The organism is Bradyrhizobium sp. CCBAU 51627, from assembly GCF_028128765.1.
Classification (GTDB): Bacteria; Pseudomonadota; Alphaproteobacteria; order Rhizobiales; family Xanthobacteraceae; genus Bradyrhizobium.
Genome location: NZ_LBJG01000024.1, coordinates 1127155 through 1141185, shown reverse-complemented (window position 1 = coordinate 1141185; position 14031 = coordinate 1127155). Strand labels below are relative to the sequence as shown.

Annotated in this window: 13 protein-coding genes; 7 read left to right on the top strand and 6 right to left on the bottom strand. The window is 65.5% G+C overall.

Annotated elements, in window-relative coordinates:
- The first annotated feature begins 34 nt into the window (after positions 1-34).
- The 6 genes from XH88_RS20230 (at position 35) to XH88_RS20205 (ending at position 7296) form a co-directional block, all read left to right on the top strand.
- Entirely contained in the window at positions 35-1240 is a 1206-nt protein-coding gene (locus XH88_RS20230) for a M20/M25/M40 family metallo-hydrolase (RefSeq protein ID WP_271670004.1), read from the top strand.
- Positions 1241-1314: 74 nt separating this feature from the next.
- Positions 1315-2403, top strand: coding sequence for a mandelate racemase/muconate lactonizing enzyme family protein (locus XH88_RS20225; protein WP_271670003.1), 1089 nt, complete (start codon positions 1315-1317; stop codon positions 2401-2403).
- A gap of 197 nt (positions 2404-2600) precedes the next feature.
- Positions 2601-3749: an amidohydrolase gene (locus tag XH88_RS20220; RefSeq protein WP_271670002.1), complete on the top strand. Its 1149-nt coding sequence runs from the start codon at positions 2601-2603 to the stop codon at positions 3747-3749.
- 253 nt (positions 3750-4002) lie between these two features.
- The gene (locus tag XH88_RS20215; RefSeq protein WP_271670001.1) at positions 4003-5430 is read left to right on the top strand and encodes a sodium:solute symporter family protein; all 1428 of its coding nucleotides are present in this window, start codon (positions 4003-4005) and stop codon (positions 5428-5430) included.
- Positions 5427-6611, top strand: coding sequence for a sialidase family protein (locus tag XH88_RS20210; protein ID WP_271670000.1), 1185 nt, complete (start codon positions 5427-5429; stop codon positions 6609-6611). Before XH88_RS20215 ends, XH88_RS20210 begins: the two co-directional genes overlap by 4 nt.
- A gap of 4 nt (positions 6612-6615) precedes the next feature.
- Positions 6616-7296 (top strand): SDR family NAD(P)-dependent oxidoreductase, encoded by a 681-nt coding sequence (locus XH88_RS20205; RefSeq protein ID WP_271669999.1) that lies wholly within the window; start codon positions 6616-6618, stop codon positions 7294-7296.
- 18 nt (positions 7297-7314) lie between these two features.
- Here XH88_RS20205 and XH88_RS20200 read toward each other — a convergent pair whose 3' ends face one another.
- The 6 genes from XH88_RS20200 to XH88_RS20175 form a co-directional block, all read right to left on the bottom strand.
- Positions 7315-7527 (bottom strand): hypothetical protein, encoded by a 213-nt coding sequence (locus XH88_RS20200; protein ID WP_271669998.1) that lies wholly within the window; start codon positions 7525-7527, stop codon positions 7315-7317.
- A complete protein-coding gene (locus tag XH88_RS20195; RefSeq protein WP_442868458.1) occupies positions 7527-7682 on the bottom strand; it encodes a hypothetical protein in 156 nt (51 codons plus the stop codon). The genes XH88_RS20200 and XH88_RS20195 overlap by 1 nt, the downstream gene beginning before the upstream one ends.
- Positions 7683-7936: 254 nt before the next feature.
- Complete coding sequence (locus tag XH88_RS20190; RefSeq protein WP_271669996.1) at positions 7937-8683, bottom strand: Crp/Fnr family transcriptional regulator; 747 nt, start codon at positions 8681-8683, stop codon at positions 7937-7939.
- Between the two features lie 11 nt (positions 8684-8694).
- Positions 8695-11850, bottom strand: coding sequence for a CheR family methyltransferase (locus tag XH88_RS20185; RefSeq protein ID WP_271669995.1), 3156 nt, complete (start codon positions 11848-11850; stop codon positions 8695-8697).
- A gap of 166 nt (positions 11851-12016) precedes the next feature.
- A complete protein-coding gene (locus XH88_RS20180; protein WP_271669994.1) occupies positions 12017-12298 on the bottom strand; it encodes a hypothetical protein in 282 nt (93 codons plus the stop codon).
- A gap of 13 nt (positions 12299-12311) precedes the next feature.
- Complete coding sequence (locus XH88_RS20175) at positions 12312-13319, bottom strand: chemotaxis protein CheB (protein ID WP_271669993.1); 1008 nt, start codon at positions 13317-13319, stop codon at positions 12312-12314.
- A gap of 88 nt (positions 13320-13407) precedes the next feature.
- Here XH88_RS20175 and XH88_RS20170 point away from each other — a divergent pair, with 88 nt between their 5' ends.
- Positions 13408-13809: a response regulator gene (locus tag XH88_RS20170; protein ID WP_271669992.1), complete on the top strand. Its 402-nt coding sequence runs from the start codon at positions 13408-13410 to the stop codon at positions 13807-13809.
- Positions 13810-14031: the final 222 nt, after the last annotated feature.

Here is a 14031-nt window from a genome sequence, read left to right as displayed (position 1 = left end):
GCTGGCGCGTATCGTGCACCGGGGAAATGAGTCCATGCCCATCGACACCAAGGCCGCCACCGACCGTCTCATGCGCTTCCTCGCCGTGGAAGGCGTCACCGGACAGGAGGCGGCGATCGGGCGTGAGCTGACGGCCGCGCTTAGGGAGAGCGGCGTGCCGGCCAAGGCGATCCGGCTCGACGATGCCAACACTCGCATTCCCGTGCCGACCGAGACCGGCAACCTCATCGTCGACCTGCCCGGCCGCGGCGCGCTGCACAACCAGCCGCGGATCATGTTCATGACCCACATGGATACCGTGCCGCTCTGCGCCGGCGCCAAGCCGAAGAAATCCGGCCGCAAGATCGTCAACGAGGCCAAGACCGCGCTCGGCGGCGACAACCGCTGCGGCTGCGGCGTGCTGGTGACGCTGGCCGCCGAGCTCGAAAAGCAGAAGCTCGACCATCCGCCGATCACGCTGCTGTTCTGCGTGCGCGAGGAGAGCGGGCTCTATGGCGCGCGCCATGTGAAGCTGGACGAGCTGGGCTCGCCGGCGATGGCCTTCAACTATGACGGCGGCTCGGCCTCCAACGTCGTGATCGGCGCTGTCGGCGCCGACCGCTGGACCGTCGAGATTTTTGGACGTGCCTCGCATGCCGGCGTCGCGCCCGAGCGCGGCATCTCCTCGACCATGATCATGGCGCTGGCGCTCGCCGACGTGAAGGCCGGCGGCTGGTTCGGCAAGGTGGTGAAGGGCAAGGGTGCGAGCGCGCGGCAGGGCACCAGCAATGTCGGCCCGGTCACCGGCGGCGAGGGCCGGCCCGCGGGCGATGCCACCAACGTCGTCACCGACTACGTGCATGTGCGCGGCGAATGCCGCAGCCATGACGGGAAATTCTTCAAGGAGATCACCAAAGCCTACAAGGCCGCGTTCGAGAAAGCGGCGAAGAAGGTGACGAATGCGCAAGGCAAATCCGGCAAGGTCAAGTTCAAGGCGGAGACCGACTATTATCCGTTCCGCATGAAGGAGAGCCTGCCCGTCGTCAAACGCGCGATCGAGGCGGTGTCCTCCGTCGGTGGCACGCCGAACGTGCGCGCCGCCAATGGCGGCCTGGATGCCAACTGGATGGTCCGCCACGGCATTCCGACGGTGACCTTCGGCGCGGGGCAGAACGAAGCGCACACCATCGACGAGTGGATCAATCTCGACGAATACGACCGCGCGTGCGCACTTGCGTTGCAGCTCGCGACGATGCGGTGAGCTGCCCTGCGCGGCCCGCACTTGCCGGGTGGTGCTCATGGGCCTAGCCTGCAACAAAAAAGCAGGGAGGCCACATGCCACGCATCGCAAATATCGAATCCGCCCTCTACCGGATTCCCCTCCCCGTCACGCTCTCCGACTCCACCCATGGCGACATGTCGGCGTTCGAGCTGATCACCTGCCGCGTCCGCGACGCCGAGGGTGCCGAGGGTGTCGGCTACACCTACACGGTCGGGCGCAATGGCGGCGCGGTCGCCGACATCCTCAAGCGCGAGATTCCGCCGCTGGTCGAGGGCCGCGAGGCCGACGATACCGAAGCGATCTGGCATCATGTCTGGTGGGGCCTGCATTACGGCGGCCGAGGCGGACCTTCGGTGCTGGCGCTGTCCGCGCTCGATATCGCGTTATGGGACCTCAAGGCGCGGCGCGCCGAATCGCCGCTGTACCAACTGCTCGGCGGCTTCGACGCGCGCGTGCCGTGCTATGCCGGCGGCATCGACCTCGATCTCTCGGTCGAGGCGCTGCTCAAGCAGACCGACGGCAATCTCGCCAAGGGTTTTCGCGCCATCAAGATGAAGGTCGGCCGGCCCGATCTCAAATCCGACGTCGCACGCGTCGCGGCGATGCGAAACCATCTCGGCGACGGCTTTCCGCTGATGGCGGATGCCAACATGAAATGGACGGTGGAGGAAGCGATCCGCGGCGCCCGCGCGTTCGCGCCTTACGATCTGACCTGGCTGGAAGAGCCCATCATTCCAGACGATGTCGCAGGCCATGCCCGTATCATGCAGGCCGGCGGCGTGCCGATCGCGGCGGGCGAGAATTTGCGCTCGCTGTGGGAGTTCAAGAACTACATCGCATCGGGCGCTGTGTCCTATCCCGAGCCTGACGTCACCAATTGCGGCGGCGTTTCCGCCTTCATGAAGGTTGCGCGGCTGGCGGAGGCCTTCAACCTGCCGGTCACAAGCCACGGCGCCCACGACATCACCGTGCATCTGCTCGCGGCCTGCGCGAACCGGTCGTATCTGGAGGCGCACGGCTTCGGGCTGGACACATACATCACGCATCCGCTGGTGCTCGAGGACGGCAAGGCGATCGCGCCGGACCGTCCCGGCCACGGCATCTGCTTCGACTGGAAGGGGCTGGCGAAGCTGGCGGCGTAGGGCGTATCCACAGCCGGCAGGTGCGCCCCCTCTCCCGCTTGCTTGCGGGAGAGCTGAAGTGGAGCGCGCGGCGCGGTCAATCTGTCCAGCAACATCGAACTCTTTAATGCACGCGAGGCATTCCCTAAGGCGGGATGCACCGCGCGGATAATCCGCTATGGTGACCACCAGCCATCACCATTCGAGAGAGCCGCGCCTTGACCCCCGAACTGCACAAGAAACTGACCGCGTGGCGCCAGCATCTGCATGCCCATCCCGAACTGTCCTTGCAGGAGAAGGCGACCGCCGCCTTCGTGCAGGAGCGCCTCACCGAGCTCGGCATTCCCTTCGAGGCCGGCATCGGCGGCCACGGCGTGGTCGCGACGCTGACGCGCGGGTCGGCGCAAGCGCGCGTGGGCCTGCGCGCCGACATGGATGCGCTGCCGATCACCGAGGACACCGGTCTGCCCTACGCCTCGACGGCATCAGGCGTGATGCACGCTTGCGGGCATGACGGACACACTGCCTCGCTGCTTGGCGCCGCCGCACTGCTTGCGGCGGACGGCAGCTGGAGCGGCACCGTCGATTTCATCTTCCAGCCGGCCGAGGAGGGTTTCGGCGGCTCACGCGCGATGGTCGCGGCCGGCCTGTTCGAACGCTTCCCGATGGACCGGGTGTTCGGCTTCCACAACTGGCCGGGCCTGGACGCCGGCACCATCGCGGTCCATGACGACGTGGTGATGGCATCAGGCGGACGCCTCACCATCACCATCGAGGGTCACGCGGGACATGCCGGGATGCCGCATCTGACCCGCGATCCCATGGTCGCGGCCGGCCATCTGATCGTGGCACTGCAAGGAATCGTGTCGCGCAGCGTCGATCCGCTCGACACCGCCGTGCTCTCGCTGTGCACGATCGAGGGCGGTACCGCGCCCAATCAGGTCGCGGGCAAGGTCGTGATCCGCGGCACGCTGCGGCATCACCGCAACGAGGTGAAGGAGATCATCCTCAAGCGGATCGGCGAGATCTGCGCCGGCATCGCCACGAGCTTCGACGTGAAGGTCACGCCTGATATCGTCATGGGCGTCGGCGTCGTCATCAACTCGCCTGATGAAGCCGGCTTCGCGCGCATGGCCGCGGACAAGGTGCGCGCGCCGGTGCGGCGTGATCTCGCACCCAGCATGGCGGGTGAAGATTTCGCGTTCTACCTTCGGCATCGCCCAGGCGCGTTCGTCTGGATCGGCAACGGGCCTCTGCGCGATGGCGCCGAGCTGCACGGCCCGCGCTATGATTTCAACGACGCCATCCTCCCCGTGGCATCGAGCTGGATGGCCGAGGTCGCCAAGACCGCGCTGTCAGCGAACTGACCGGGACGCGCCGGCCCCGGACCTCGTTGCCTCGCATCGACGAGACCGGTTCCTTCCGGCAACCTTCCGAACAAGCTGCCTCAATGACGGCCTGCGGGAGCAATTCCCGGGCGGCCTCACCGTGCGCTTGACGCACCGCGCCCGAGCAGGTCTAATAGCAATTGACAACAATTGTTCGCATTCCGAACATTTCTCGTCGGGCCAAAGCGGGCTCACAACACCGCGCCCGGCGCCACCAGAGGAAACGTCACCGATGCAAGCCCTGCTCAACGGCGAAAGCACGCTCATCGTCACGATGATCGTCGCCTATATCGCCTTCACCTCCTGGCTCACCTACAAGCTGCGCAGCCGCACCAGCGATCAGTTCATGACTGCCTCCCGCGCGATGCCGGCCATGGTGGTCGGCGTGCTGTTGATGAGCGAATTCGTCGGCGCCAAATCGACGGTCGGCACGGCGCAGGAGGCGTTCCAGTCGGGCATGGCGGCCGGTTGGGCCGTGCTCGGCGCCTCCATCGGCTTCCTGCTGTTCGGCCTCTTGATGGTGAAGAAGCTCTACAATTCAGGCGAATACACCATCTCGGCGGCGATCGCGCAGAAATACGGCAAGTCGACCATGCTCACCGTGTCGGTGATCATGATCTACGCGCTGCTGCTGGTGAATGTCGGCAACTACGTCAGCGGCGCCGCCGCCATCGCCACCGCGCTCCATGTCAGCCTGCCGGTTGCGATGTGCATCATCGCCGTGGTCTCGACCTTCTATTACGTGTTCGGCGGATTGAAGGGCGTTGCCTGGGTCACGATCCTGCACAGCGCCTTCAAGGTCGTCGGCGTCATCATCATCTTCGCGGTCGCGATGTCGCTGACCGGCGGCATTGCGCCGATGCAGGCCAAGCTGCCCGCCTACTATTTCAGCTGGGACGGCAAGATCGGTTTTGCCACCATCTTCGCCTGGACCTTCGGCACGGTCGGCGCGATCTTCTCGACCCAGTTCATCGTGCAGGCGATCGCCTCGACGCCGAGCGCCGACGACGCCCGCAAGGCGACCTTCTATGCCGCAGCGTTCTGCCTGCCGCTGGGCTTCCTGCTCGCGCTGATCGGCGTCGCCGCCAAATTCCTCTATCCCGATATGAAGAGCCTCTACGCGTTGCCGGTGTTCCTGGAAAAGATGCCGCCGCTGGCCTCGGCCTTCGTGACGACCTCGCTGGTCGCCTCGATCTTCGTCAGCGTCTGCACGGTCGCGCTCGCGATCGCCTCGCTCGTGGTGCGCGACTTCTACGTGCCGTACTGGAGGCCGACTCCGGAGCGCGAATTGAAGATGACGCGCGTGTTTTCGATCGTGATCGCCATCGTGCCGCTGGTCTTCTTCTTCTTCATTCCGGAGATCCTGAAACTGTCGTTCTTCACGCGCGCGCTGCGGCTGTCGATCACGATGGTGGCGATGATGAGCTTCTATCTGCCGCTGTTCGCCAGCAACCGCGGCGCCACCGCCGGCCTGATCGGCGCGGCGGTCTCGACCACGGTCTGGTACCTGCTCGGCAATCCCTTCGGCATCGACAACATGTACATCGCCGCGGTGACGCCGCTGGTCGTGATGGCAATCGAGCGCCTGGTAATGGGCCAGGCACCGGCCGCACCGCAGGCCGCACAGCCAAATGCATTCGTTGAGAGGACTTCGACATGACCACCGACCTCGAGATCACGGCCGACGGTGTCGTTCGCGCAGCGGCCGGCGATCCCGACCGGTTCGACGCCTTCATGCCCTCGCCTTGCGTGCAGAACCATGCCGCCAATCTGATGCCGCTCGCCAATGGCGATCTCGCCTGCGTGTGGTTCGGCGGCACGCAGGAGGGGATGTCCGATATCTCGGTTTATTTCTCGCGGCTTCCGCGCGGCACGACGCGATGGTCGCCGGCGGAGAAGCTGTCCGAAGATCCCAGCCGGTCTGAGCAGAACCCGGTGCTGTTCCCCGCCCCCGACGGCACGCTGTGGCTGATGTGGACGGCGCAACTGGCAGGCAACCAGGACACCGCGCTGATCCGCCGCCGCCTCTCGCGTGACCACGGCAGGAGCTGGGGCCCGATCGAGACGCTGTTCCCTGAATATCGCGGCCGCGGCACCTTCATCCGCCAGCCGATCGTGGTGCTCGACAACGGCGACTGGCTGCTGCCCGTGTTCTACTGCCACAGCACGCCGGGCAAGAAGTGGAATGGCGACGAGGACACCAGCGCTGTCAAGATCTCGTCCGATGCCGGCACCACGTGGCGCGACGTCGATGTCCCCGGCAGCCGCGGCTGCGTGCATATGTGCATCGTGCGTCTCGACGACGGCTCGCTGCTGGCAATGTATCGCAGCCGCTGGGCCGACAACATCTATCAGAGCCGCTCGACCGATCACGGCCGCACCTGGTCGGCGCCTGAAGCGACCGCGCTGCCCAACAACAACTCCTCGATCCAGCTGACGCGGCTCGGCAACGGCCACCTCGCGCTGGTCTTCAACGATTCCAGCGCCAAGGACGCAACCGGCCGCAGGCTCTCGCTCTATGACGAGATCGATGACGACCTTCCGCCCGTGCTCGCCGGTGGCGCCCGCAAGGCAGACGGCCGCACCGCGTTCTGGGGCGCGCCGCGGGCGCCGATGACGCTGGCGATCTCGACCGACGGCGGACGGACTTGGGCCACGCGCGACGTCGAGACCGGCGACGGCTATTGCATGACCAACAATTCGCGCGACCAGACCAATCGCGAGCTGTCCTACCCCTCCGTCAAGCAGACCGCCGACGGCGCGATCCACGTGGCCTTCACCTTCCACCGCCGCGCCATCAAATATGTGCGTGTGAGCGAGACGTGGGTGACGCGGGGTTGAGCGCATGGACAACCAGCCGCACGCGCTCGTCACGGGCGCCAGTTCGGGCATCGGCGCGGCGGTCGTGAAGCGGCTGTTGCGTGATGGCTGGCGCGTCACCGGCGTCAGCCGCCGGCCTGCGCCATTCGACCATCCGGGCTTCGAACATCTCTCGCTCGACCTCGGAAAGGTCGACACCATCGCGAACGCCGTCGCCGATCTCGCCCCGACCGCGCTGGTTCATGCCGCCGGCCTGCTGAAGGTCGCTCCGCTCGGATCGCTCGATCATGACGACGGCGCTGCGATGTGGCGGCTGCATGTCGACGTCGCCGAGCGTCTCGCCGACGCGTTGGCGCCGCGCCTGCCGCAAGCCGGCCGCATCATCTTCATCGGCAGCCGCACCGCATCGGGCGCCGCCGGCCGTGGGCAATATGCCGCGACGAAGGCGGCGCTGGTCGCGCTGGCGCGGTCCTGGGCGAGCGAGCTCGCACCGCGCGGCATCACGGTCAACGTCGTCGCGCCCGCCGCGACCGAAACGCCGATGCTGAAGGACCCGACGCGCGCCACCGTCGCACCGAAGCTGCCGCCGATCGGCCGCTTCATTCAACCGGAGGAAGTCGCGGCCGCGGTGGCCTTCCTGCTCTCGGCGGACGCCGCCGCCATTACCGGGCAGCAACTCGTCATCTGCGGCGGCAGCTCGCTTTGAGCTCGGGCCGAAAACGCTCTAGCTGAGGGCCGGCGGCGGGCTGAACTCGGAGGGCCGGTCGAACCGCGCGATCCGTTTGTCCAGACGCCACAGCTCGATGCGGTGGACCAGCACGAGCGCCGCGGCCTGGCGCTTGGCATCCTCGTCGTCGCCGCAAACGAGATTGATGCAACCGAACACATGGCCGTCCGGATCGATCTGGAAGGCGCGGTAGTGTTTGACGGATTGCATCATGACCCTCCATGCCGTCTGTTGCCTGGCGCACTCAGCAAATCGGTCAGGTTGGAAGCCACCTCGTTCTGCTTGGCGCGCCTCAGCAGGCTCTCGCGCTCCTTGCCGGGCGGCATCCCGCGGGCGCGCTCCCTGGCAATGTCTGCGAATGCCATCAGTCGCTCCTGGAGCGATTGCGTCTGTTTCCTTCGATTACGTTTGGCCGTCATCAGATACCTGCGAGACTTGTGGTCGAAAGAGCTGGCTCCGGCGGGGAGGTCTTGCGCCGGAGCCCTGGTCTTGCCGGCTGCAAGCGAACCGGCAAGGTTTGTAGCTTCAGGCACGAAGTAAGTTCCGGCATTTCCATAGGTTAACAACGCGGATTTTTGTACGGGGGCGCGGGGATGACAGCAAGGCCGCTGCCCGCCGATCAGCCGCGCCGGTACAGTTGCAGATATCCGGGTGAAAACAGCGCCGCGCTCTTGAGCGCATCCAGATCCAGGATCGTGAGCATCCGCTCCCGCAGCGTGATCAGCCCGGCGGCCCGGAGTTCCTGGATCGTGCGGTTGAGGTGGACGACGGAAAGTCCCGTGGCGTCGGCCAGATCCATCTGCGTCACCGGAAAATTGCACGAATTTCCGTCGACCAGACCGACCGGGCGAAGCCGCTCGTAAATCTCGCAGAACAGGTGAGCGACCTTCTCCAGGGCGGCGCGCCGCCCCAGGTTGATGGCCCATTCGCGTTGAATTGCGTTATTCAGCGCCGTCTCGCACAGGAACGCTTCGGCCAGCGTGCGCTCACTTTCGATGAGCTTTTCGAAACGGGGGCGCTTGATTTCGGCGTACGCAACCGGCGTTGCCGTCGTGATCGAATGGTCGATGGCGGGCAGGAGATAGGCGTAGGCGTCACAGGTCTCGCCGGGCAGGATGAAGTTGACGATCTGCCGCCGGCCATCCTCGAGCGTCTTGTGCCGGAACAGCCAGCCCGAGAGCACGATCCGGACACTGTCGATCGGATCGCCTTCCACGGTCAGATCTTCCCCCGGACCGGCGCGAAACAGGGCCTCGAGAATGGTCTGCTCGAGCGCCGCAGCTGCATCCTCGGACAAAGGCCGCAACACATTGAAGCGACGAATGACCGCGTGAGCCAGACCTCCTTCGTTGCCGTGGGAGCGCATCAGCCGTCCATCTAAGGCGTATGAAAGGTTCGCTTGGTGAGTGGAATTGCAATCTGGCACTGAAACCCCGAGGGGTCGAAGGACATCGTGGTGTGCCCCTTGAGATCAAACGCCAGGGTACGTTCCAAAAGCTCCGAGCCAAAACCTTTCCGCGCCGGCTGCACGACGGGCGGTCCGCCTCGCTCGCGCCAGTCGAACAGCAATTGCGGCTGATCGGAGCCTTCGTCGATGTGCCACGAGATTTCGAGGCGGCCCGACGGGTGTCCAAGCGCCCCGTATTTGAGCGCGTTGGTCGCGAGTTCGTGGATCGCCAGCGCGAAGGTCTCGGCGGCCTTGGGCTGGAAGCGGACCGCGGGGCCGGACACGCGCATCTGCTCGCCCTCGCGGGCGTTGTAGGCGAGCAGCTCCTCGACGACGAGATATTCGAGATCGACGCCGCCTTCGGGATCGCGCGTCACCAGCGCCTGGGTACGTGCAAAGGCGTTCAGGCGACCGTCGAGATGGGCCGAATAGTCCTCGACCGTGGAGCTCGTCTCGGCCGAGCGGCGGGCGATCGAGCGCACCACGCCCAGCGTGTTGCGCACGCGGTGCTGAAGCTCGGCCAGCAGAAGCCGCTGCCGTTCCTCGGCGCGCGTGATCGCGGTGACGTCGACGAAGGTGATGACCACGCCGGCGATGAAATTGTCGATGCTGCGATACGGCAGGATGCGGACGATGTAGCGCGTGCCGCTGTCCGGCGCGGTCAGCTCGCGCTCGGCGCTGGCAAGCGTGCGCAACACGCGGCGGACATCGTCATAGAGCTCCTCGATCGGGATGCGCGCCTTGATGTGCGCGATCGGGCGCCCGGTATCGGTCTCGACCAGATGCAGGATCTGGGTGATCGCCGGCGTGAAGTTCATCACGCGCAGATCGTTGTCCAGGAAGACGGTCGCGATCTGCGTGCTTTCAAGGAAATTCTTCAGGTCGCTGGTGGCGCGCGTCAGCTCCTGAACGCGATGCGCCAGCTCGCCATTGACGGTGGTCAGCTCCTCGTTGACCGACTGCAACTCCTCGCGCGAGGTCTCCAGCTCCTCATTGGCCGATTGCAGCTCTTCGTTGAGGGACTGGTACTCCTCGTTCGAGGATTTCAGCTCCTCGTTGGTGCTTTCCAGCTCCTCGATGGTTGCCTGGAGGCGCTCGCGGGTCGCGCGCAAATCGCTTTCGAGCCGCTCGACATGCTCGGTTCGCACCAGGCTGCCTGGATTGCTGTCGCTTTCTTGCGGCCCGCGCGCGGGACCGTCCTTGAACAGGACGACGAAATTGCGGTGGCCGTCCGCACCCTCCTGGATCGGCTCTACGGTGATGTCGACGAGCACCCGATGGCCGTTGACGCCGAGCTGGACCTGCTCGGCATGCGCGGATCCGCCGGTCTCGGCCGCGCGGCTGAGCGCCGTGCGCAATTCCAGCCGGAGGTCGCGGTGCACGAGCTGAAGCAGGTCGAGCGAAGCTGCCCCCGCCGTCGGCTCGATATAGCGGCCGGTGCGCCCGGAAAAATGCAGGATGTGGAAGTTGTCGTCCGTGATCACATAGGCCGGGGCATAGCGCTCGGCGATCCGCTGGGCGCGGCGCTCCAACCCGACATCGGGCCCGAACGAACGAACCGGCGGCAGCTCGACCGGAACGCGGCCCGCCGCGGTCGAGATCGGGAATTCCGGCGGCAGCCGCGTGCCCGTATCCAGTTTCTTGAAGATGCGGGCGCGGCGATCGACCGGCGCAAACAGCTTGGGATGCCGCGTCACGTTCTCGGAATTGCCGAGAAACAGAAACCGGTCCGGCAGCAGCGCAAAATGAAACAGCGGGATGACGCGGTTCTGCAGCTCGGCGTTCAGATAGATCAGCAGATTGCGGCAGGAGACCAGGTCGAGCTTCGAGAACGGGGCGTCCTTGATCACGTTGTGCTGGGAGAAGATGCACATCTCCCTGAGTTCCTTGACCACGCAATAGGTATCGCCTTCACGTACGAACCAGCGCGCCAGGCGCTCGGCGGTCATGTCCTGCTCGATGTTGGTGCGGTAACGGCCGACGCGCGCGGCCGCAAGCGCGCGGCCATCGATGTCGGTCGCGAAGATCTGGACCTGCGGGGCGGAATCCAGCCTCGCCATATGCTCCCGCAGCAGGATGCCGATCGAATAGGCTTCCTCGCCCGTGGCGCAGCCGAGCGCCCAGACGCGAACCTGCTGTCCCGCTCCCTTGTTCTCGAAGATCTTCGGAATGATCTGGCTCTCGAGCACCTCGAACTCGCGCTTGTCGCGAAAGAACTCGGTGACGCCGATCAGGAGATCGTTGAAGAGGTGCTGGGCCTCGTCCTTGTCGTTTCGGAGGAAGTCGACATAGGACGCGATCTCCTCGATCTGCACCACCTGCATGCGGCGCTGAACGCGGCGCAGAAACGTGTTCTGCTTGTAGCCGCGGAAATCGTTGCCGGTCTTGTTGCGCAGGATGTCGGCGATGCGCGACAGCGATGTGGCGGCGGCCGCCAGCACCTCGTCAAAACCCTGCTTCTCCTCCAGGCGCCGCAGATGGCGCGCATAGACCTGGATATGTTCGGGGATCTCCTCGGGCGCCAGCACATAGTCGGCGATGGCGGCCGGCTTGCTGCTGTCGGCGAGATGCTCGGACTCGTCGCCGTCGATTTTCTCGGCGATCGCGAGGCCGCCATGGTCCTTCAGCGTCGCCGCGCCCAGCGTCCCATCGCCGTCGGTCCCGTTCAGCAACACGCCAATGGATTGCTCGGCGCGCTCTTCCGCGAGCGAGACCAGGAAGCTGTCGATGGTTGCCCGCTCGCCGGGCCCCTGCTCCGCCTTGCGCACTGCGAAACGACCGCCCTGGATCGTGGTGATCATCGCCCTCGGGCTGAGGTAGATGGTCCCGCCTTCGATCGCCGCCCCGTCGCCGGGCTCGGAAAGGCGGGCTCCCTCGGCGCGCCGAATGAGGGCCCTGAGCCGCTCGTCCGCAAGCGCCTCGCGGTGCTGAAGCACCAGCACGAGCGTCTGGTCGTTGCCAAGAGCAAGCTTGCCGAAGAAGCGCTCGATGCTGTCGACGGCGCCGGCAGAAGCACCCACCCCGATGATCAACGGCGCCCTGGCCTGACGCTCCCCATCTCCCGGCGCGTTGGCGACTTCATCCATAATGGCCGTTACTCTCGTTGTCCGGAATCCCTGGAATGCAGCCGTCTGCAGATAGCAGAAAACCAGGCTATCCCAACAGCTAAATGGCGGAAATGGCTCCGTGTTCCGCCTGCAGATGAGTCCATGAGATGACGGGAAGCTGACCGGCTCCCCGGACAGACGGGCGTCAGGACGCCGCGGGCGGCGTCGAATCGACCTCTTGCCGAAGGTAGTTGACGCGCTCGGCGATCAGGGTGCGATGCCGCTCCCATTCCACCAGCGTCTGCCGAAGCAGGTCCACCAGCCTCTCCGCCTGGCGCGCGTCATGTCCAGAAGCCCGAAGCTCGCGCACCCGGTCTTCCTGATCGTGAATCCGCCGCCAGCCCTCGTCGATATCGGCATCGGCCTTCACCAGAAGGCGCTGCTCGGCGTGCAGCTGCTCGGTCCGCTCGGCAAGGGAGATGGCCATGTTGAGCGCCTACTTACGCCTCGCGCGGGCGGATCGCCGGATCGAAGGATTGTAGCACGACGCGCCGGATCATATCCGCATATTCGTGATATTCGGCAGCGCGCTTGTCGTACATTTCGGCGACCGCAGGCCGGCCGCTCCGTCGTCCGTCATCCGCCATGCGCTGCACCAGCTCGGCGCGCTCTTCGATGATCCGCAGCGCCACCCGCAGAGCCTCATCGACTTGCCCTTCCTGCTCCTTGGCGAGCGCGTCGGCGGTATAGGCATGACCGACCTGACAGCGAAACCGCATGGGCTGACCACGTTTCACCGCGGACAGCACCCCGCCGCAACTGGGACAAGTCAGAGCCGCGGGATCTGCGATCGTGGCAAGGCTGGCCGATCCGATCCTTTCGCCGGCTGCGATTTCGACTTCCAGGCGGATATCGGGGGCGACCGGCAGCGCGGTCCCCGGCGCCTCCTGCGCGAGATCGGACAGCACGTCGCCGAGCCTTGGGGCCGGGACGCAGAGATCGGGGATCGTCGCTCCCAGGGCGCGCCGCGGCATCTCCGGCGAAATCGCGTCAGCAGGGTCCTGGACCAGTGCCATTCCGCCACAGCGCTTGATGGCATGGAGCCCGGCGGCGCCATCGGACAGCAGACCGCTCAGGACGATCCCGATGACGCGGGGACCGTGATGCACCGCAGCCGACCGGAACAGGGCGTCGATGGCCGGCCGAACCATGTTCTCGCGCGGGCCGCGGCCGAGCTGAATGTGATTTCCCGACAGCAGAAGATGATGGTCCGGAGCCGCCAGATAGACATGACCGCGCTCGAAGGCCATGCCGTCGACCGCCTGATGCACCGGAAGCCTTCCAGCGGCCGCGGCCACCGTCGACAGGATACCGATGCCCTGAGCCGGAATGTGCAGGACGATGAAGATGGCGGCCGGCAAATCGAGCGGAAGCGCGGCCAGTATATGCTTCAGCGGCGCAGTGGCGCCGGCGGAGCCCCCGATCACAATGATATCGCGGTTGCTCATGGGGAACCCACCATTGCATGCTTCGTTTGTACCAAGGCGGCCCTTCGCCGTATTGTTCCTATGCTTTTCGGCCGCTGGAGGAGACAGGGTGATATCGGAAACGTTGTCACGTGAGCGTGCGCCTCTGTCCGGACGCCGGGTTCTCGTCGTCGAGGATGAATATTTCCTCGCTGACGACATCAGCCGCGTGCTGCGATCGGTTGGCGCCGATGTTGCCGGACCGGTCGGTGAAGTCGAGGACGCGCTGCGCATCCTCCATGACGGCTCGGTGCTCGACGGCGCCGTGCTCGACGTGAACCTTCGCAGCGAAATGGTGTTTCCCATTGCGCAGGAGCTCAGGGCGCGCCATGTGCCGTTCGTGTTCACGACGGGCTATGACCCGGTCAGCATCGCACCTGAATTCCAGGACGTCTTGCTCTGGGAAAAGCCGATCGACGTTGCGGCCATGATCCGCGGGCTCGGCAGGCTGATCGGCCCACGCCAGATTTGACGCGCTTCGTTTGCCCGAAGGTTTCGGGCCTGCCTAGAGCAACCTGCTCCAGGTCAGCCACGCGGCGACGGCGATGCAGATGAAGATGGCGAGAAATGGCAGCCCGATACGCAGGGCCGAGGCCGCCCTGCCCGCTAGCTCAACATCATCCATATGATCGCCCCGAGCATAATGAGAAAGCCCGTGATCGCCGTGCCGACGAATACTTTTTCGACGCGATCC